At 61.5% G+C, this 18,561-nt stretch carries 18 protein-coding genes; 7 read left to right on the plus strand and 11 right to left on the minus strand.

Annotated features, from left to right (window positions below):
- Nucleotides 1–20: 20 nt before the first annotated feature.
- Nucleotides 21–1,826 carry a di-heme-cytochrome C peroxidase gene (locus J3P89_RS07010; protein WP_434697101.1) on the minus strand — a complete coding sequence of 602 codons (1,806 nt, stop codon included), beginning with the start codon at nucleotides 1,824–1,826 and terminating at the stop codon, nucleotides 21–23.
- 269 nt (nucleotides 1,827–2,095) lie between these two features.
- On the opposite strand from J3P89_RS07010, the gene J3P89_RS07015 reads away from it, so the two are divergent.
- From J3P89_RS07015 to J3P89_RS07035, 5 genes are all read left to right on the plus strand, one after another.
- Nucleotides 2,096–2,809, plus strand: coding sequence for an FKBP-type peptidyl-prolyl cis-trans isomerase (locus J3P89_RS07015; RefSeq protein WP_305499483.1), 714 nt, complete (start codon nucleotides 2,096–2,098; stop codon nucleotides 2,807–2,809).
- A gap of 287 nt (nucleotides 2,810–3,096) precedes the next feature.
- Entirely contained in the window at nucleotides 3,097–3,552 is a 456-nt protein-coding gene (locus J3P89_RS07020; RefSeq protein ID WP_434572484.1) for a YkvA family protein, read from the plus strand.
- A 111-nt stretch (nucleotides 3,553–3,663) separates the two neighbouring features.
- Nucleotides 3,664–4,002, plus strand: a complete 339-nt coding sequence (locus J3P89_RS07025) for a helix-turn-helix domain-containing protein (protein WP_434697103.1) — start codon at nucleotides 3,664–3,666, stop codon at nucleotides 4,000–4,002.
- Entirely contained in the window at nucleotides 3,999–4,370 is a 372-nt protein-coding gene (locus J3P89_RS07030) for a hypothetical protein (RefSeq protein ID WP_003179080.1), read from the plus strand. Before J3P89_RS07025 ends, J3P89_RS07030 begins: the two co-directional genes overlap by 4 nt.
- On the plus strand, nucleotides 4,371–4,772 hold the full coding sequence (locus J3P89_RS07035) for a sel1 repeat family protein (RefSeq protein WP_434572486.1): 402 nt from the start codon (nucleotides 4,371–4,373) through the stop codon (nucleotides 4,770–4,772).
- Nucleotides 4,773–4,969: 197 nt separating this feature from the next.
- Here the strand turns inward: J3P89_RS07035 and J3P89_RS07040 are convergent, their stop codons facing one another.
- Together J3P89_RS07040 and J3P89_RS07045 are read right to left on the minus strand one after the other, a co-directional pair.
- Nucleotides 4,970–6,757, minus strand: coding sequence for a bifunctional diguanylate cyclase/phosphodiesterase (locus tag J3P89_RS07040; protein WP_434629110.1), 1,788 nt, complete (start codon nucleotides 6,755–6,757; stop codon nucleotides 4,970–4,972).
- A 130-nt stretch (nucleotides 6,758–6,887) separates the two neighbouring features.
- Nucleotides 6,888–8,966, minus strand: coding sequence for a carboxy terminal-processing peptidase (locus J3P89_RS07045; RefSeq protein ID WP_434697955.1), 2,079 nt, complete (start codon nucleotides 8,964–8,966; stop codon nucleotides 6,888–6,890).
- Nucleotides 8,967–9,108: 142 nt separating this feature from the next.
- Between J3P89_RS07045 and J3P89_RS07050 the strand changes: the two genes are divergently transcribed.
- Complete coding sequence (locus J3P89_RS07050) at nucleotides 9,109–10,071, plus strand: zinc-binding dehydrogenase (RefSeq protein WP_434697105.1); 963 nt, start codon at nucleotides 9,109–9,111, stop codon at nucleotides 10,069–10,071.
- A gap of 196 nt (nucleotides 10,072–10,267) precedes the next feature.
- On the opposite strand, the gene J3P89_RS07055 is transcribed toward J3P89_RS07050, so the two are convergent.
- The 6 genes from J3P89_RS07055 to J3P89_RS07080 form a co-directional block, all read right to left on the minus strand.
- Nucleotides 10,268–10,921 carry an HAD family hydrolase gene (locus J3P89_RS07055; protein ID WP_434572490.1) on the minus strand — a complete coding sequence of 218 codons (654 nt, stop codon included), beginning with the start codon at nucleotides 10,919–10,921 and terminating at the stop codon, nucleotides 10,268–10,270.
- A gap of 45 nt (nucleotides 10,922–10,966) precedes the next feature.
- Complete coding sequence (locus J3P89_RS07060; RefSeq protein WP_434697106.1) at nucleotides 10,967–11,956, minus strand: ABC transporter ATP-binding protein; 990 nt, start codon at nucleotides 11,954–11,956, stop codon at nucleotides 10,967–10,969.
- Nucleotides 11,953–12,753, minus strand: coding sequence for an ABC transporter permease (locus tag J3P89_RS07065; RefSeq protein WP_305499495.1), 801 nt, complete (start codon nucleotides 12,751–12,753; stop codon nucleotides 11,953–11,955). The genes J3P89_RS07060 and J3P89_RS07065 overlap by 4 nt, the downstream gene beginning before the upstream one ends.
- The gene (locus J3P89_RS07070; RefSeq protein ID WP_434574130.1) at nucleotides 12,740–13,576 is read right to left on the minus strand and encodes an ABC transporter permease; all 837 of its coding nucleotides are present in this window, start codon (nucleotides 13,574–13,576) and stop codon (nucleotides 12,740–12,742) included. The genes J3P89_RS07065 and J3P89_RS07070 overlap by 14 nt, the downstream gene beginning before the upstream one ends.
- Before the next feature lie 5 nt (nucleotides 13,577–13,581).
- On the minus strand, nucleotides 13,582–14,388 hold the full coding sequence (locus tag J3P89_RS07075) for an alkaline phosphatase family protein (RefSeq protein WP_434697108.1): 807 nt from the start codon (nucleotides 14,386–14,388) through the stop codon (nucleotides 13,582–13,584).
- A 214-nt stretch (nucleotides 14,389–14,602) separates the two neighbouring features.
- Complete coding sequence (locus J3P89_RS07080) at nucleotides 14,603–15,670, minus strand: ABC transporter substrate-binding protein (protein WP_434572496.1); 1,068 nt, start codon at nucleotides 15,668–15,670, stop codon at nucleotides 14,603–14,605.
- Nucleotides 15,671–16,019: 349 nt separating this feature from the next.
- On the opposite strand from J3P89_RS07080, the gene J3P89_RS07085 reads away from it, so the two are divergent.
- On the plus strand, nucleotides 16,020–16,745 hold the full coding sequence (locus J3P89_RS07085) for a UTRA domain-containing protein (protein ID WP_434629121.1): 726 nt from the start codon (nucleotides 16,020–16,022) through the stop codon (nucleotides 16,743–16,745).
- A 7-nt stretch (nucleotides 16,746–16,752) separates the two neighbouring features.
- Here the strand turns inward: J3P89_RS07085 and J3P89_RS07090 are convergent, their stop codons facing one another.
- Both J3P89_RS07090 and J3P89_RS07095 read right to left on the minus strand, forming a co-directional pair.
- Nucleotides 16,753–16,935 (minus strand): hypothetical protein, encoded by a 183-nt coding sequence (locus J3P89_RS07090; protein ID WP_305499501.1) that lies wholly within the window; start codon nucleotides 16,933–16,935, stop codon nucleotides 16,753–16,755.
- A 205-nt stretch (nucleotides 16,936–17,140) separates the two neighbouring features.
- Entirely contained in the window at nucleotides 17,141–18,430 is a 1,290-nt protein-coding gene (locus J3P89_RS07095) for a M18 family aminopeptidase (RefSeq protein ID WP_434572499.1), read from the minus strand.
- Nucleotides 18,431–18,561: the final 131 nt, after the last annotated feature.

The raw sequence follows: 18,561 nt of genomic DNA on the forward strand, positions 1-18,561 counted from the left end.
TTTACCTGAAAGATTCATCATCACAGTTGCGACTCCAGCGGTCCGCCCAGCACCTTCAAGTACTCCAGCAGCGCCCAGCGCTCCTGCGGTTGCAGCAAACGGCCAATGACCCCATTGCCCCGTTCGCCGGCGCGGAATTCATGGCCGCTGTTATGGTTGCCAGTGATGCGGGTGTCGAACAGGAAGGCATTGGCAAACGCTTCGGTGCGATAGCCCAGGTGCCGCGGGTCGTATTCGAAGCTGCCCTTATAGAAGGTGGTCGCCCGCTCGGCCTGCGGCGACAGCAACTCATAGATCGTCGGCACCGAGCCGTTGTGCAGGAACGGCGGTGTTGCCCACACGCCGGCCAATGGCCGGGCCTTGTAGGCGCGTAATTCACGGACGCCGATGGGCAGCCCGAAACCGTCCAGTGCCGGACGTTCCACCGGCGTGACGCCGGCATCCCGGTAAGCGCGGTTTTCGACGAATGCGGTGACGTAGGCCAACCCCTTGGCGACCGAGACCCGGCTGAGGTCCAGCGGCGCTGTCGGGGCAGGGTGCAGTTGTACTTCCAGCTTCGCCAGTTCGGCCGGGTCCCATTGCAGGCTGGTCAGGTTGAAACGGTGATCGGCAATATTGTTCGCGGTGCCCGGGTCCGTGCCGATCACCTTCACTGGCAGCATATGCAACTGTTGCACCGGCCGGTCAGGGCCCTGGACGACTTTGGGCACATGGCAGCCGGCGCAGTTTTCTTCGAACAACGCCTTGCCCTTTGCCGCCAGGGGCTTGTCAATCGAACCCAGCAACGCTTCCGGCCATACGGGTGGCTTGAGCAGTTGCAAGGTCTCTTCGATCTTGTTCAGGTCGCGCACCCGCACGCTGGAAGGGTAGCGCGCATCGCCTTGCAGCGGCTTGCCCTGGGCATCGAAGAAACTCAACGTGGCGCCAACCCCCAGCGCCTCGCCGACGTTGCGGGCCATCGGCTGCTGCGCCGAACCGTTCCACTGTACCCAGTCGAACGTCCACATTTCCCACAACTGTGGGTAATCCACCGGTGCGTTGGCGACCCGGTAGTTTTCTGCCGAAATGGCATCGCCAAAGCTGGCATTGGCGATACGGCCAAAGGCGTCGGTACGGCCCGGACCTTCCTCGGTGGGATAGAGACCGCGATGGGTGTCGTTCCAGGCAGTGCGCAGGAACGCATTCAGGGACACCTTGAAGGCCTTGCGCAACTCTTCATGGCGAGCGTCATAGTCATTGCCCAGCACCTGGCGGGCGAAGCGTTCGAATTTCCATGGGTTGTAGTAAGTCGAGGCGAGACTTGCCACCAGTGCCTGTCCGAAACTGCCGCCGCGCAATGTCGGAACAGTCGATGGCAATACGTGTTGGGCCGAGCCGCCATCGATCCGGATCGCCTGGCCCTTGAAATGCAATTCGCCGGTGTGGCAGGCGGCGCAGGTAATGTCGAGGTATTGCTCGTTACTGCCGGCGTTCTGGTGTCGGGTGAAGCCCACCGGTAAGTTGCCGGGGTTCAGTGGCGTGGCTTTCTGCGCCGGATCGACCAGAAAACCGAAGCGCGCCAGGTATTCCGGCGAAGCGAAGCGCTGTTGCGAGAACGGCAATTCAAGCGCGGTGAACCACTCGTAACGCAGGCCTTTGACCTGAGTGCCCTGAGGCGTGAAATAGTAAGTCTGTCGCTCGGCGGCGCTCCATTGGTCCAGGTAGTGCACCTGCTGGACAGGCGTGTAGGCCGGCAGGCGCGGGTTGGCCACGTAATAAAGCACCACGGCCACGACCACGATGACCAGCGCAAGGATCAGCAATAAAAAGCGAGAGAGGAGGCGCACGGTTTACGTCCTTGTTTTTTTAATATGCCCTTATGCCTCAGCGCCGCTTGGCCGGCAAGTGGCCATTATCCCGCGCTACGAGTAGCGGCCGATCTGGCCGTGTATGAAACAGATGACAGATGCTTCATCTGCCGGGGATCAAAAAGCGTTTGCCGACCTGAACTTATCATCGCTTTGTGGCTCACATGCCGGTAGCCATTGGTCGTGGCCGCCTGATAAGCTCGCGGCTTTACTCGATTGCCCTTTAGGCGCATGAACAAGGAAATAGCATGAAACAGCATCGGTTGGCGGCGGCGGTAGCCCTGGTTGGCCTGGTACTCGCGGGTTGTGACTCGCAGACCAGCGTAGAGCTGAAAACCCCGGCGCAGAAAGCTTCCTACGGTATCGGCCTGAACATGGGCAAAAGCCTGGCTCAGGAAGGTATGGATGACCTGGACTCCAAGGCAGTCGCCCAGGGCATCGAAGATGCCGTCGGCAAGAAAGAACAGAAGCTGAAAGACGAAGAACTGGTCGAAGCCTTTGCCGCGCTGCAAAAACGTGCCGAAGAGCGCATGGCCAAGATGAGTGAAGAGTCGGCAGCCGCCGGCAAGAAATTCCTTGAGGAAAACGGCAAGAAGGCCGGCGTTACCACCACCGCTTCCGGCCTGCAGTACGAAGTGGTCAAGAAGGCCAGCGGCGCGCAGCCTAAGCCGACCGACGTGGTGACCGTTCACTACACCGGCAAGCTGACCAACGGCACTGTGTTCGACAGCTCCGTGGAGCGTGGCAGCCCGATTGACCTGCCGGTCAGCGGTGTGATCCCGGGTTGGGTCGAAGGCCTGCAATTGATGCACGTCGGCGAGAAGTACAAGCTGTACATCCCGAGCGACCTGGCCTACGGCGCCCAGAGCCCGAGCCCGGCGATCCCTGCCAACTCGGTCCTGGTATTCGACCTGGAACTGCTGGCAATCAAGGATCCGGCAAAAGAAGGCGCAGCCAAGTAATTGCGCCTGTCTTGATGAAAACGCCTCGCTCATGCGGGGCGTTTTTGTATCTGGCATTCGACGAGGCAAAAAAACCGAACGCGCAGGGCAAGCTACAGTCATAGGCAGTACAGCGCTGTGCTGGATGCGGTCGACCCGTCGGGTAGGTGGTTGCCGTTTATTTATGTGAGTAAAAAACGCCCGATCTAAGCCCGGCCCTTATGAAACGGGGGGCGCAGCGTTGAAATGCAGCTCTGTTCACAAGGTTATCCACAATTTGTGTGGATAACATTTCAGTGGGAGAAAAAATGAAGGCCCCGTGGAATTTCGCGCGATTTCTTCCCCTGGCGGGACGGCTCCTGGCCCGCGGCAGACTGCCCACGCTGCTGTTCGCCGTTGCCAGCAAGGGCGCCCGGGAGGGCGGTCGCCTCGGCAAGCTCAAGGAGGACCTGCGTCTGCTGCAGGCTCTGTGTCTGGCTTACTGGCGGGGCGAATACCGCGCCGTCAGTGCCAAATCGATGCTCTCGGTGGTGGCGGGCCTCATGTATTTCCTCAGCCCGCTGGATGCGATCCCGGACTTGCTGCCCATGCTAGGCATGTTCGACGACATCGCGGTGCTGGCCTGGATCATGAAAACCCTCGATGACGAGCTGGGGGCCTTCCGTGCCTGGCGCGAACAGCAGTCGCCGGAGAAGCTTGCGCGAGTTGAAAGGCTTCCCGACACCCCGGAACAACTCCAGTTGCAAGGGCCGAAAAAAAGCTGATCTGGCCCGTTTCCCTGCGAGATTTGATCGCCCCGCGACCTTGGCCGCTATTAGGATTACACTTCCAAGAAAAAGCTTACTTGCTAAGTGTTGTTGTCCTACGGGGTAATCATGGATATTCAAATAATCACGCGCGACGGAGAGCCCGAGTACGCGGTTTTGCCGTGGGATCAGTACCAGGCGCTGCTGAAGGCAGCCGGCATCAATCAAGCACCGCAAGAAGCCACGGTCCGCCATGCGGCGGCACCCGGCCAGGTTCTCCCTGGCCTGGATCAACTACGCAGTTTGCGCGAAGGGAAGAGCATCGCCATCGAGGCGCTGGCCCGCACGGTAGGCATCAGCCCGTCTTATCTGGCCATGATCGAAAGCGGCGAGCGTCAGCCCGATGCCGCGATCAAGCGCAGTCTGGCCTGGGAACTGACGGTGCCGGGTTGGAGGGATGAATCGTGAGTGTACGCATCAGTCGGCAACATTGGGACGGGTTGTTGGGTGAGTTGGACCAGGCGCGTCGCCAGCGCCATTTATTGACGTACCGCGCCTTGCTGGAGCGCTTGCAGCTGCCCAGCCCGGCCATGCAGACATTGACCGCCGCACTCGAACACCTGGCGGCGCTGGACGCCCGGGCCGAACAGCCATTGCGCAGTTCGTTGGTCATCAGCCAAGGGGCCAGTCGCCTGCCACGCACCGGTTTTTTCGAATGTGTTGAACGCCTCGGGCGCTTTTCCGGCCCCTCCGACGGCGTCGCCGCCGCATCCTGGCATGCGTCGGAAGTGGTCCGGGTGTTCGAATACGAGTACCCCGAGTCGGCGGAGGCCTGAGTGCTCTGGCGGATCAAGGCCCGGGCCGGTTATTGGCTGGCGCGCCGATTGTTCCATTGGTCATGGATGGTTCGGCAGCCCCGTGGCTGGGCCTGGCTTGAAGGCCAGTTTGCGCGCATGGCGAACCTGGGCGACGTCGACGCCCAGAGCTTCTACGGGCATATCCTGACATTTCGCGGCCAAGGGCTCGGCGCACGGGAAGAAGGCATTCGCTTGCTCCGCCTGGCGGCGCTGGCCGGTGACGGCAAGGCCGCCTACCAGGTCGGCGTCATCAGCCTGGCAGGCTCTACCACCAAGGCGCCGGATCCGGACGAAGCGGCGCGTTGGTGGGCCTTGGCCCTGAAGGCCGGGCATCCGCTGGCCGAGATCAAGCTCAAGGCGCTCGAGAGCAAGGAACCCTGAAATCGCTTTTTTCGGGGCGAGGGAGCTTGCTCCCGCTGGGCGGCGAAGCCGCCCCAAACCAGTCTGCTCGATCAAGCAGGCACACCGAGGCGCTGTCCAGAGGGTCTGCTACGCAGCCCAGCGGGAGCAAGCTCCCTCGCCACGGGATGATCACCTCTCACAGCGTGATTATCACCCACAGGGTTTTCACCTGGAGCTCACGCTGAGAAACCCAGCTCCGCGACGGGCGCCTGCTCAACCAGCCCGTTAATCAAATACAAACTCCCCCCGACGATCTCCTTGGCATGGTGCTTGGCCTGCGAAGCCATTTCCGCCAACTGGCTGGCATCCAGCTCTGCACAGGCCTCGGCGCGCAGGTGCACCACCCCGATCGACAACGACAGCAAGGCGAAGTCCTGTCGTATGCCCTGTCGGTTCAACGCGGTAAAACATCCGGCTTCCAGATGCTCGGGCCGGTAGAAGCGGCGGCAGTGGTTCTGGAAGTCGCTCAGCAGTTGGGTCAGGCGCTTGCGCCAATCGTCCGGGCCGAGGACCAGCAGGAAGTCGTCGCCGCCGATGTGGCCGACGAAGTCGCGGCTGGGGTCAATGCGTTCGTTCAGGCATTGGGCCAGGCACAGCAGGACTTCGTCACCGCGACCGTAGCCGTAGATGTCGTTGAAGGGTTTGAAACTGTCGATGTCTACGTAGCAGATCACCGACTCCTGGCGCTGCTGCAGCAGGCGTGTAAGGCACTGCTGGATGGGCACGTTGCCTGGCAGCAAAGTCAGCGGGTTGGCGTAGCGCGCCTGTTGGATCTTCAGTTCGGTGATGAGCTTGAGCACATCGATCACCCGGCCCAGGCCCAGGTAGCCGCCGTTGAGGGTGATGATGAAGTCTTCTTCGATGCGCTGGCGGGCGCGGCTGGTGATGAGGCGGCTGACTTGTTGCAGTGACTGGCTCAGTTCAACCGCGAGGAAATCATCGCTCATCAGGCGGCTGATGGGCTTGCGAGCGAACAGGTCGGTGGCGAAAGGCTTGAGCAGGGCATCCGAGAGCGAATGACGATGGACGATCCCGCACGGTTGGTCGCGATCGTCCAGCACCGCCAGGGAATTGAGGTTGGCCTGGCGCCGGAACGCTTCCAGTACCGCTGCCGTCGGTGTGTCGTGGGCGACTGCCGGTTGCTCGTTGAGCAGCGCAGTGAGGTCGTTGACCTCATCGCCCAGCGGCACCACGCCGCTGTCCTGGCGGGGCATCAAGGCCTTGGCGTCCTGGGATGGATGCTCCTGGGGCCGGGCGAGCAAGTAGCCCTGGACCAGGTCGACGCCCATTTCGATCAACACGGCGAGCTCTTCCGGCAATTCGATCCCTTCGGCGATCACCTGGGCCCGTGAAGCCTGGGCGATCTTGAGAATGGAACCGACGAATTCACGCTTGAGTGCGTCCTGGTGAATGCCATCGATGAAATGCCGGTCGATCTTCACGTAGTCAGGTCGCAATTCGGACCACAGCCGCAAGCTTGAATACCCGGCACCAAGGTCATCCAGGGCAATGGAAAAACCCATGGCTCGATAGTGATGCAGGGCGGTTTGCAGCAGCTGGAAGTCATCGATAGGCGTTTGTTCGGTCAGTTCGATAACCACCTGGCTGGGCGGAATGCCGAAGTCCTGTAACAGCTGCAGGGTGCGGCCGGTCTGGTGGGCCGATTCGAGCAGCGATTCTGGCGAGACGTTGAGGAACAGTTTGCCCGGCAGCTTCTGTTCATTGAAGCGCTGGCAGGCGCTGCGTCGGCAGGCCAGCTCCAGTTCGCTGAGGCGTCCGGCCTGGCGCGCCACGGACAATAACGCGATGGGGGAGTGCAGCGGGCTGTTCGACGGGCCACGGGTCAGGGCCTCGTAGCCGAGGATGCGTCGTTCGGAAAGACAGATGATCGGCTGGAACAGGCTGTGCAAACCGCTTTGACTCAGGATTGAGCTCAAGGCACTCAGCTGTTCTGTCGTGGTCATGGCGATCTCTGGCGATAAAAAAAGGACTGGGCGCAACCCCTGCTGGGGTGCGCCCGGTCCTGTATTTCACGACAGACTGATGTCAGTTTGATGACACTCCGACGAGCATCACCATTAAAAGGCCATCACCTCAATGTTTGGCGACCGCCGTATTGAGCTTGAGGTAATCGAGCAGGATCCGACCGGTTTCGCTCAGATAGGCGTCGTCTTCCGGCTTGGTTTTTTCCGGCTCGGTGATCAGGTCTTCGTCTTCCTTCTTCAGCTCTTTGAGCGGCTCCTCGCCCTTGGCCTTGCGACGCAGGTTTTCCATGGCCAGTTGCTTGGCTTCGATGTCGGCATGCTGCGCGCGGCGCTCGGCTTCGTTGAGGGTGACGGTTTTTTCCATCATCAACTTCTGCGCCAGGGCCAGCTTGTCGCGAATGAACACAAACTCCGCGTCTTGGGCTGTGCGGGCGTCATGCTCGGATTTCAGCTGGGCCAGGTACGGCTTGAACGGATCCACGGCCGGCTTGATTGCAGGCCGGATGGTGTCCCACGGCATGGCTTCGGGCAGGGCGCTCTCACCGATTTCCTTGGTGTCGATGATCGACGGGTAATCGATGTCAGGCAGCACGCCTTGGTGCTGGGTGCTCTGCCCGGAAACCCGGTAGAACTTTGCCAGGGTCAGTTTCAGTTCGCCGTGGTTCAGTGGCTGGATGGTCTGCACGGTGCCTTTGCCGAAGGTCTGGCCGCCGATGATCAGCGCGCGGTGGTAGTCCTGCATGGCGCCGGCGAAAATCTCCGAGGCCGAGGCCGACAGGCGATTGACCAGCAGGGCCATTGGACCCTTGTAGAACGCGCCGGGGTTTTCGTCCTCGAGCACATCGACCCGGCCATCGGCGTTACGCACGAGCACGGTCGGGCCTTCTTCGATGAACAGGCTGGTCAGTTCCGTGGCTTCCTGCAACGAGCCGCCGCCGTTGTTGCGCAAGTCGATGACCACGCCGTCGACCTTTTCCTTCTGCAGTTCGGTGAGCAGTTTCTTGACGTCGCGCGTGGTGCTCTTGTAGTTCGGATCCCCGGCGCGGAAAGCCTTGAAGTCCAGATAGAAAGCCGGGATCTCGATGATGCCGAGCTTGTAGTCCTTGCCGTCCTGCTTGAGCTGGAGGACCGATTTTTTCGCGGCCTGTTCTTCCAGCTTCACTGCTTCACGGGTGATGGACACGACTTTGCTGGTCTGGTCGTTCGGCGCATTGCTGGCCGGAATGACTTCCAGGCGGACCACCGAACCTTTCGGGCCGCGGATCAGCTTGACCACTTCGTCCAGGCGCCAGCCGACCACGTCGACCATTTCCTTGTTGCCCTGGGCGACGCCGATGATCTTGTCCGCCGGGGCGACCTGCTTGGTCTTGTCGGCAGGGCCCGCCGGCACCAGGCGCACGATCTTGACCTGATCGTTATCGCTCTGCAGTACCGCGCCGATGCCTTCCAGGGACAGGCTCATGTTGATGTCGAAGTTCTCCGCGTTATCCGGCGACAGATAATTGGTGTGCGGGTCGTAGGACATCGCGAAGGTATTGATATAGGCCTGGAAGACGTCCTCGGCGCGGGTCTGGTCCAGGCGCGCGAGTTGATTCTTGTAGCGCTTGGTCAGGGTTTCCTGGATCTGCTTGGGATCCTTGCCGGCGATCTTCATACGCAACACTTCGTCCTTGACGCGTTTGCGCCACAGGTCGTCGAGTTCGGCGGTGCTCTTGAGCCAAGCGGCGTCCTTGCGGTCGACCAGCAAGGTTTCCTTGGCATTGAAGTCGATCTTGTCGACGCCCTTGTTCAACTCGGCAAGGGCGTAGTCCAGGCGCGCCTTGACGCGGTCCAGGTAGCGCTTGTAGATAATGAACCCGGCGTTGAGGTCGCCGCTCTTGAGGAAGTCGTCGAACTGGGTCTTCCACTTGTCGAATTCGGCGATGTCGCTGGCCAGGAAATAACTGCGCGACGGATCAAGCAGCTTCAGGTAGCTGTCATAGATGATGACCGAGCGCGCGTCATCGAGTGGCGGCTTGCTGTAGTGATGGCGCTTGAGCAATTCAACCACGTTAAGGCTGGCGATCACCTCGTCGCGATCGGGCTGAAGCTTGTCCCAGCTGTTGGCCGCGAACGCAGTGTTCGAGAGCGCTGAAGCGCCAAGGCCAATGAAGAGGGCAAGTGCAGTGCTGGGGAAAAAGTGCTTCATGCTGATTCGACGCAGGGACAATTGATCACGCATATTAGGCCGTCTTTGAAGTCGCCGGTTCCATGTGGCCCGGGCGCATAATGCAAGAAAGCCCGGCGTTGTTACAGCAGCGGGCCCAGTCGAGACTCACTATGGAGGCACCGTGAAAGCATTGCAAGGCGTTGAAGGCCAAGTGGTATGGGCAGATGAGCCAAGTCCGACGTGTGATGCCGGGCAAGTTCGCATCCGTGTGGCGGCCGCTGGCCTGAATCGGGCCGATTTGTTGCAGAAAGCCGGACATTATCCACCGCCACCCGGCGCCAGCCAGGTGTTGGGACTGGAATGTTCCGGGGTGATCAGTGAAGTCGGGCCGGGTTCCTCCTGGCAGGTCGGCGACCGGGTTTGCGCCTTGCTGGCAGGCGGCGCAATGGCCGAGGAAGTGGTGGTCGATGGTCGGCATGTGTTGCCCGTGCCGGAAGGCCTGTCACTGGCCGAAGCCGCCGCGCTGCCTGAGGTCTACGCCACCGCGTGGCTGAATCTGTTCCAGCTGGCCGGGCTCAGGCCGGGTGAAAAAGTGCTGCTGCACGCCGGCGCCAGCGGCGTCGGTTCGGCCGCGATCCAGCTGTGCAAGGCGTTCGGCAACCCGTGCTGGGTCAGCGTCGGTTCGGCCGAGCGGCTGGCCTATTGCGAAGCGCTCGGTGCCCAGGGCGGCGTGGTGCGCACCGACGACATCAACAGCCTGAACGACTTCGGGCCGTTCGACGTGATCCTCGATCCGGTCGGCGCCAACTACGCCAGCCTCAACGTGAAACTTTTGTCAGTTGACGGGCGCTGGGTATTGATCGGGCTCATGGGCGGGCGCACCACCGAACTCGATCTGGCCCAGGTGTTGGGCAAGCGTATCCAGTTGCTGGGCTCGACTTTGCGCAGTCGCAATGATCAGTTCAAGGCCGACCTGATCGCCGAGTTGGGGCAGCAGGTGTGGCCGTTGTTCGCCGACAAGCGCCTGAGCCCGCAGTTGGCCAGGACGTTTGCGATCAGCGATGCCGAGGCGGCGTTTGCCGAGCTGGCGACCAATCAGGTGTCCGGGAAATTGGTCCTGGTGGTCGATGACAGCCTGAGCTGATCGGGAGTCGGTCCCCTGTGGCGAGGGAGCTTGCTCCCGCTGGGCGGCGGTAGCCGCCCCAATCCGGACGACGCGACTGTTCGGAAGGATCGCGTCAGCCAGCTTTACGACTGCTTCGCAGCCGAGCGGGAGCAAGCTCCCTCGCCACAACAGCCACAAGCCATTATGGCCTTAGGTATTGTGGAGTTGATCTGCTTCACTTCCAGGTATGAATCGGCCAGCCGGCCGATTCGGCGTGGGCCTTCAGGACCGGGTCCGGGTTCACGACGTGCGGGTGATCGACCTTGAGCAGCAACGGCAGGTCATTGCGCGAGTCGGAATAGAAACTCGCGCCTTCCAGGTTTTCTTCCTCGGCGTCCAGCCAATCCAGCAGTCGGGCGATCTTGCCTTCGCGATAGGTCAGGGTGCCCACGGTCTTGCCGCTGTACACGCCATGGGCGACGTCCAGCTCGATCGCGAGGATCTCATCGATGCCCAGGCGTTCGGCGATTGGCTTGACCAGGTGCGTGCCCGAGGCCGAGATCACCAGGATCCGGTCACCGGCCTTGCGGTGCTCGGCGATGGCCTTGGTGGCGTCGCTGAAGATGATCGGTTCGATGAAGTCCTCTACCCACGGCGCCACCAGATGTTCGATCTCTTCCGGCGTGCGGCCGATCATCGGTTCCAGGCTGAAGTCCATGTACTCTTCCATGCGCAGCTTGCCGTGGCTGTAGGCGTCCATCAGTTCGTTGTTGCGGCGCATGAACGACTCGGGATCGACCCAGCCCAGGCGCCCCATCTGCTCGCTCCAGAGGGTGGCGCAGTCGCCGTGGATCAGGGTTTCGTCCAGATCAAAAATTGCCAGAGCCATCAACGCGCTTCCCTTTTCAAGATATCTTCAAAATCAACCAGACCATCAGGCTACCTCACACAGCGCCGATGGATCGATGGAAAGTGCCAGCCGTGCACCATCGGGATGCAGGTCGGCAGCCGAGCGGTTGAGCACATCCACCACCAATTCCACGCCGCGGGCCTCGACCCGGTAGCGGATCACGTTGCCCAGCAGGCTGTGGCTGCGGATCAGCGCGTCGGGTTCGCCGTTGCGACTCAGCTCGATGGCTTCCGGGCGAATGGCGATGCGACCGTTCACCGGGCGTTGCAGCAGCTTGCTCGCGGCGTCGGCGTCGAGCAGGTTGTAGTTGCCGATGAAGCCGGCGGCAAAGACATCGACGGGGGCAGTGTAAAGGGTCTCGGCATCGCCGCTCTGTACGATCTTTCCCTGATTCATCAGGAAAATCCGATCAGACATGGTCAGGGCTTCTTCCTGATCGTGTGTGACAAAGATGGTGGTCAGGCCCAGTTCCCGCTGGATCTGACGGATCTGTTCGCGCAAGTGCTTGCGAATCCGCGCGTCCAGCGCCGACAGCGGCTCGTCCAGCAGCAACAGGCGCGGCCGGGTGACCAAGGAGCGGGCCAGGGCCACGCGCTGGCATTGGCCGCCGGACAGTTGATGCGGGTAGCGGGCGGCAAAGTCATGCAGCTCCACCAGTCGCAGAATTTCCAGCACACGCTGGCGACTGTCCGAAGCGTCGACCTTTTGCATGCGCAGGCCGAAGGCGACGTTCTGCTCCACGGTCATGTTGGGGAACAGCGCATAGCTCTGGAAGACCATGCCGATCCCGCGCTTCTGCGGACTCAGCGGCACGATGTCCTGGCCGTCCAGCAGGATCTGGCCCGCATCCACCGCTGTCAGGCCGGCAATGCAGCGCAGCAGCGTGGACTTGCCGCACCCGGAAGGGCCGAGCAGGGTGACGAATTCGCCCTTGTGGATTTCGCAGTTGATGTCGCTGAACACCGGCGTGCCGGCGTAGCCTTTCTGCAAATGTCGGACGCTGACGTAGCTCATTGGCTTTTGTCCTTGTTCAAGATGTTGGCCGCCCAGGTCAGGACCAGTACGAAGAAGAAGTAGGAAATCACCAGCGCACTGGTGAAATGGCCGCTGCTGTTGCGCATGTTGTTCAGGTACACCTGCAGGGTTTCATAGCGGGTGCCGACGAGAATGTTGGCAAACACGAACTCGCCGAACAGGAACGAGAAGGACAGTAGCAGCGCCACCATCAGGCCCTTGCGCAGGTTCGGCAGTACCACCAGCAACGCGGCCTGGAAAGTGCTGGCGCCGAGCAGTTGGGCGGCGTCCATCAGGTCGCGCAGGTTGATCGCTTGCAGGTTGTTGGTAATTGCCCGGTACATGAACGGCAAGGCAACGGTGAAGTAGCAGCCAATCAGGATCCACGGCGTGCCGACCATCGCCAGCGGCCCGGAGCCATAGAGCTGCAACAACCCCACCGAAGACACCACCGGCGGCACCGCGAAGGGCAGCAGGATGAGGATGTTCATCAGCGCGTCGAGTTTTGGGAAGTGGTAATGCACCACGAACAGCAGCGGCAGGATCAGCACCACCGAGAGCACCAGCGCGCCCACGCAGACAATCAGCGATTGGCCGAAGGCATGGAGAAAGCGCGGGTCGCTCCACAGCTGCAAGTACCACTTGAAGGTGAAGCCGCTGGGCAGCACGGTGGCCGACCAACTGCTGGCGATGGAGTAGATGAGCGTGCCGGCCAGCGGCAGCAGCAGGATGGCGAACAGCAGGTACACCACCGCTCGATGATAGACCCCGGCCGGGCCCGATTCAGCGCGAGACATGGTAGCTCCTCTTGAGCAGCAACTGATGGATGACGGTCACCAGGGTCATCAACGCCACCAGCACCACGGCCAGGGCGCTGGCCATGTTCGGGTCGAGGGAAATGTCGCCGGAAACCATCGCCGCGATTCGAATCGGCAGGACGTTGAAATTGCCGGTGGTCAGCGCATAGACCGTGGCATAGGCGCCGAGGGCATTGGCCAGCAGGATCACGAACGTGCCGAGCAGCGCCGGGGTCAGCACCGGCAAGCCGATGTGCCGCCAGAACTGCCAGCCGCTGGCGCCCAACAGGGACGCCGACTCACGCCAGTCTTCGCGCAGCGCGTCGAAGGCCGGGTAAAGCAGCAGCACGCCGAGGGGGATCTGGAAATAGGTGTAGAGAATGATCAGCCCGGTTTTCGAATACAGGTTGAAATCCTCGATGATCCCCGCTTGCTTGAGCATGATCGTGATGCTGCCGTTGAACCCCAGCAGGATGATGAACGCGAAGGCCAGGGGCACGCCGGCGAAGTTGCTGGTCATGTTGGCGAAGGCGTTGACGAAGTTGCGCAGCCGCGAATCGACGCGGCGCAGGGAGTAGCTGCCGAGCACGGCGATGATGATGCCGAACACGCTGGACCAGAAACTGATTTCCAGGCTGTGCTGGATCGCCTGTCGGTAGAATTTCGAGCTGAAGATCTTGCTGAAGTTGGCCAGGCCCCAGCCGAACTCTTCCGATTCCAGGCTGTTGACCAGCACCCAGAGCAGCGGGGCGACCTGGAACACAATGAAAAAAATTGCGAAGGGCACCAGGCACAGCACTGCCAGCCATTTGCCGCGCGTCATGGCATTCACTTGAGCAACTCCTGGCAATAAGGTTTGTCGTGGGCGACCCCGAGCAGCTGGCAAATGGTGCCGCACAGTTCGGTTTGCCGGGGGGTCGCGTTGGCGTCAAGGCTGAAGCCATCGCCGAGGACAAACAGCGGCACTTCCCGTTCTTCCGGTAGCAGGCCGTTGTGGGAGCGGTCGTTGTTCATGCCATGGTCGGAAGTCACCAGCACCTGATAACCGGCGTCGAGCCAGGCTTGCAGGTAAACCGCCAGGTTGATGTCCGCCGAGCGGGCGCTGTTGCGGTACTGCGGGGTGTCGAGGCCGTGCTTGTGACCGGCGTCGTCGATGTTCATCGGGTGCACCAGCAGGAAATTCGGCAAGTAGCGTTGACGCAGGTGTTCGGCGTCGGCGAACAGATGGGAATCGGGGTAGTGGTCATTCCAGTAGAAATGTCCGTATTGAATCGGCAGGTCGGGGTTTTCGGTATGGCGATCACGACCGGCGACGAAGGGTGACATGTTGTACAGCTCGCTGACCCAGTGATAGGCCGCGGCCGCCGTACTCAGGCCGGCGTCGGTGGCGTAATGGAAAATGCTGCGCTGGTTCGACAGGCGCGAGACATTGTTGTGCACGATCCCGCTGTCGATGGGCACGACGCCGGTGAGGATGCATTCGTAGAGTGGGCGGGACAGGGCGGGCAGTTCACATTCCAGTGTGTAGAGCGCCGCGCGTCCTGCGCCGACATACGCCTGCAAATGTCCCATGGCATGCCGGGCGACTTCGTAGTTGAGGCCGTCGAGCACCACCAGGATGACGTTGTGCTTCATGGGGACCGGGACTCCGGGCAGATACCAGATAACTCGAATTTTCCACAGGTCGATTGTGGGAGCGGGCCCCTGTGGGAGCGAGCCTGCTCGCGAAGGCGGCGGGTCAATTGGCACAGGTGTTGGCTGTGCCACCGTCTTCGCGAGCAGGCTCGCTCCCACAGGACCTGCCCCCACAATTGGATCTCTGTTGGATCTCCAAGCGGGAGCTAGCGCCTCACTTCATCTCGACGATGACTTCTTCATTCCACTGCTGCGGCAGCGCCTTGGAGGTCTTCTCCCACGCGTCGGCATCCTTGATCGGCGTCACGCCTTTGTACTGCTCGTTCGGCAGCAGCTTGGCCTGGACTTCTTCCGGCAGTTTCAGGTGCTCGGCGCGGATCGGCCGGGCGTTGCCCTTGGCCAGGTTGATCTGGCCGGCGTCGCTGAAGATGTATTCGCGGGTCAGCTTGGCGGCGTTCGGGTGCTTGGCGTATTTGTTGATGATGGTGGTGTAGCCGGAGATCACCGAGCCGTCGGACGGAATCAGCACGACGTAGTCATCCGGGCTGGCCATCTTGGCCTTGTAGCTCAGGCCGTTGAAGTCCCAGACCACGCCGACTTCGACTTCACCTTTTTCCATCGTGGCGATGGTCGGGTTGGCCATGGACAGGCGGCCTTGCTTGGCGATATCGGCGAACAACAGCAGGGCCGGTTTAATGTTCTTCTCGTCGCCACCATTGGCCAGGGCCGCAGCCAGCACGCCGTTGGCGGCCTGGGCGGCGGTGCTCACGTCACCGATGGAGACTTTGTACTTGCCGGTCTTCAGGTCGGCCCATTTGGTCGGCACTTCGGAGCCGTGCAGCAGTTTCTTGTTGACGATGAACGCAATGGTGCCGGTGTAGGCCAGGGCCCAGTTGCCGTCCTTGTCCTTGGCCCAGTCCGGGATCTGTTCCCAGGTGCTTGGTTTGTAGGGCTGGACCACGCCTTGCTTGACCGCGATCGGGCCGAAGGCGGCACCGACGTCGCCGATGTCGGCGCTGGCGTTGTCCTTCTCGGCGGCGAACTTGGCGATTTCCTGGGCCGAGCTCATGTCGGTGTCGATGTGTTTCAAGCCATAGAGTCTGGCCAGGTCGTCCCAGGTGCCTTTCCAGTTTGCCCAGTCATCGGGCATGCCGACGCTGTTGACGGCGCCTTCCGCTTTCGCAGCGGCTTCCAATGTTTTCAGATCGGTATCAGCGGCCATGGCGGCGGTGCACATGGCAATGGTCGAGCCTAACAGTGATGCCAGGAAAAGCTGTTTCATCCGAAGCTCCTATGGGCGTTTTCAACGCTGCGATTGCGATGGTGTTGGTCTAGGTCAGCAATACCTGAGCCAATGTAGGCGCGTCCCATGACATTTTGATGTCGATGCAGGGTTCGCCAGCAATCGTCGGGCTCATGAAGCGTCGCTGCGTCATAAGCGTAGACCATGAGTAAGCAGCTGATCTGCAAGGCCTTGGCCGTTAATTTGCAAGCCGATGTGTTGACCGTTCAGCGGTTGTGTCATCTATCAGTCATGCGCAGTGCCTAGGCTGCAGGCATGAGCCGTGGATTGATGTGTGATCGAATCCTGCCCCGAAACAGTGCTGGTCTAGTCCAGATAGGTAACGTTGATGCGCGTTGAGACAACCAAAGCGGTGACAACCATCGGGCAGGTCCTGCAGGAGCAGCTCGATCACGGCTTGCTGGCGCCTGGTAGCAAGTTGCCGGCCGAGCGCAAGCTCAGCGAGCTGTTCGGCACCACCCGGATTACCGTGCGCGAGGCGCTGTTGCAGCTCGAGGCCCAGGGGCAGATCTACCGGGAAGAGCGCCGGGGCTGGTTCGTGTCGCCACCACGGCTGGCCTACAACCTGATGCAGCGCAGTCATTTCCACGCGATGGTCAGTGCCCAGGGACGAGTGCCGTCGACCCAGGTGATCTCGGCCCGCCTGCAACCCGCGTCGGCGGCGGTCTGTGCCTGGCTGCAATTGCCGGCGCTGTCCAGCGTCATCCAGATCTGCCGCACCCGGCGCATCGACGAACGCCTGGTGCTGTACGTCGAGCACTACCTGAATCCCGCCTACTTCCCGGACATCCTCGAATTTGATCTCAACCAGTCGATGACCGAGCTTTACGCCCGCCACTACGACCTGCGCTACGGCCGGGTGAAATTCGAAATCGTGCCGACATCGCTACAGCCGGAAGCCGCGGCGGCGCTGAAAGTGTCGGTCGGCAGCCCCGGCCTGCGGATTGCCCGGGTCAATTACGACCAGCATCAGCGGCTGATCGATTGCGACCTGGAGTTCTGGCGCCACGATGCGATCCATGTCGGGGTGGACGTGCCGGAACAGTCGGCCTGAGGCGCGTTCAGGAGACGTCGTTGAGCTTGGCCAGGATCCTGAACAGTACCGTGACGAGAATCAGCAACATGCCGATCCACATGGCAAACACGCCGACGTTCTTGTCGCGGAAATTGAAGCCGATGGCGAGCAGGATCATGCCGGCGATGATGGGCACCAGCATGGCGTTGAACGAAGTCATGGAAATCATGGCGACAGCCTTGTCGGGAGGGATAAGGTCAGTCTAGTTGGGGTTTGGCGAGGAAGGCGGGTATGCACACACCGTGACGCATGCTCTTGTGGCGAGGGAGCTTGCTCCCGCTCCAGTGCGCAGCACTGGCAAAATCCGCGTTCAGTCGCGGATCTGGGGCGGCTGCGCCACCCAGCGGGAGCAAGCTCCCTCGCCACACAAAGGCTTACGGCAATTCGCGAGACGCGTAGAACGCGCTCAGCACTTTCACCAGGTGCGCCAGGTCGTGGCTGCCGCACAGCTCGCGGATCGAATGCATGGCGAAAGTCGGCAGGCCGATGTCGACCGTGCGTACGCCCAGCTGGCTGGCGGTGATCGGGCCGATGGTCGAGCCGCAACCCATGTCGCTGCGCACCACGAAGCTCTGCACCGGCACTTCCTCGGCCATGCACAGATGGCGGAAGAACCCGGCGGTTTCGCTGTTGGTGGCGTAGCGCTGGTTGCTGTTGACCTTGATCACCGGGCCGGCGTTGAGCTTGGGGCCGTGGTTGGCGTCGTGCTTGTCGGCATAGTTGGGGTGTACGCCGTGGGCATTGTCCGCCGAAACCAGCAGGGATTTCTGAATCGTGCGTACGAACTCTTCACCTTCGGGCAGCAGGCGGCGCAGGGTCTGTTCGAGCATCGGACCGTCGGCGCCACACGCCGAGGTGGAACCGACTTCTTCGTGATCGTTGCACACCAGCACGCAGGTTTCTTCGGTGTCGGCGGTCAGCAAGGCCTGCAGGCCGGCATAACACGACAGCAGGTTGTCCAGGCGCGCACCGGTGATGAAGTCACCGTGCAGACCGATGACCGCTGCGCTTTGGGTGTCATAGAAACTCAACTCGTAGTCGAGCACCACGTCGGCGTTCAAGCCATGTTCCCGGGCCAACTGGTCGGTGAGTACGGCACGGAAATCGACGCGTTCGTCACCGGCGAATTGCGCGAGGATCGGCGGCAGTTCGTTCTGCGGGTTGATCGCCCAGCCCTGGTTGGCTTCACGGTTGAGGTGGATAGCCAGGTTCGGGATCGTGGCGATCGGCGCCTTGAAATCGATCAATTGGCTCTCGACCTTGCCGTCGCGGCGGAAGGTCACCCGCCCGGCCAGGGACAGGTCGCGGTCGAACCACGGCGCCAGCAGCGCGCCGCCGTAGACTTCCACGCCCAGTTGCCAGAACCCGTGGCGTTGCAGTTCCGGCTGCGGCTTGACCCGCAGGCAGGGGCTGTCGGTGTGGGCGCCAACCAGGCGGATGCCGTCGTGCAGCGGTGAGTTGCGGCCCAGTTTGAAGGCAATGATCGAGGAATCGTTGCGCGTGACGTAATAACGACCATTGGCCTCGGTGGCCCAGGTTTCGCGCTCATCAAGACGCTGGTAACCCGCCGCTTCCAGGCGCTGGGCAAGGCTGGCGGTGGCATGGAACGGGGTAGGGGAGGCCTTGAGGAAGTCGATCAGGCCCTGGTTCAACTGTGCACGCATAAAGAACTCCAGACAGCAATGGGCGGGAGTTTACCGTATTAGCAGCGTCGGTGAGCACTCCAGGCGGAACTGTGGCGAGGGAGCTTGCTCCCGCTGGACTGCGCAGCAGGCCCAAAAAGGGGTCGCTACGC

The organism is Pseudomonas sp. Z1-14 (assembly GCF_051132005.1).
In the GTDB taxonomy this organism is placed as follows: domain Bacteria; phylum Pseudomonadota; class Gammaproteobacteria; order Pseudomonadales; family Pseudomonadaceae; genus Aquipseudomonas.

Bases quoted from the DNA above. Each gene is read 5' to 3' on its own strand.
- J3P89_RS07015 (WP_305499483.1), top strand. From the start codon at position 2,096: ATGAAACAGCATCGGTTGGCGGCGGCGGTAGCCCTGGTTGGCCTGGTA.
- J3P89_RS07020 (WP_434572484.1), top strand. From the start codon at position 3,097: ATGAAGGCCCCGTGGAATTTCGCGCGATTTCTTCCCCTGGCGGGACGG.
- J3P89_RS07025 (WP_434697103.1), top strand. From the start codon at position 3,664: ATGGATATTCAAATAATCACGCGCGACGGAGAGCCCGAGTACGCGGTT.
- J3P89_RS07040 (WP_434629110.1), bottom strand. From the start codon at position 6,757: ATGACCACGACAGAACAGCTGAGTGCCTTGAGCTCAATCCTGAGTCAA.
- J3P89_RS07045 (WP_434697955.1), bottom strand. From the start codon at position 8,966: ATGAAGCACTTTTTCCCCAGCACTGCACTTGCCCTCTTCATTGGCCTT.
- J3P89_RS07055 (WP_434572490.1), bottom strand. From the start codon at position 10,921: ATGGCTCTGGCAATTTTTGATCTGGACGAAACCCTGATCCACGGCGAC.
- J3P89_RS07060 (WP_434697106.1), bottom strand. From the start codon at position 11,956: ATGAGCTACGTCAGCGTCCGACATTTGCAGAAAGGCTACGCCGGCACG.
- J3P89_RS07065 (WP_305499495.1), bottom strand. From the start codon at position 12,753: ATGTCTCGCGCTGAATCGGGCCCGGCCGGGGTCTATCATCGAGCGGTG.
- J3P89_RS07070 (WP_434574130.1), bottom strand. From the start codon at position 13,576: ATGACGCGCGGCAAATGGCTGGCAGTGCTGTGCCTGGTGCCCTTCGCA.
- J3P89_RS07075 (WP_434697108.1), bottom strand. From the start codon at position 14,388: ATGAAGCACAACGTCATCCTGGTGGTGCTCGACGGCCTCAACTACGAA.
- J3P89_RS07080 (WP_434572496.1), bottom strand. From the start codon at position 15,670: ATGAAACAGCTTTTCCTGGCATCACTGTTAGGCTCGACCATTGCCATG.
- J3P89_RS07085 (WP_434629121.1), top strand. From the start codon at position 16,020: ATGCGCGTTGAGACAACCAAAGCGGTGACAACCATCGGGCAGGTCCTG.
- J3P89_RS07090 (WP_305499501.1), bottom strand. From the start codon at position 16,935: ATGATTTCCATGACTTCGTTCAACGCCATGCTGGTGCCCATCATCGCC.
- J3P89_RS07095 (WP_434572499.1), bottom strand. From the start codon at position 18,430: ATGCGTGCACAGTTGAACCAGGGCCTGATCGACTTCCTCAAGGCCTCC.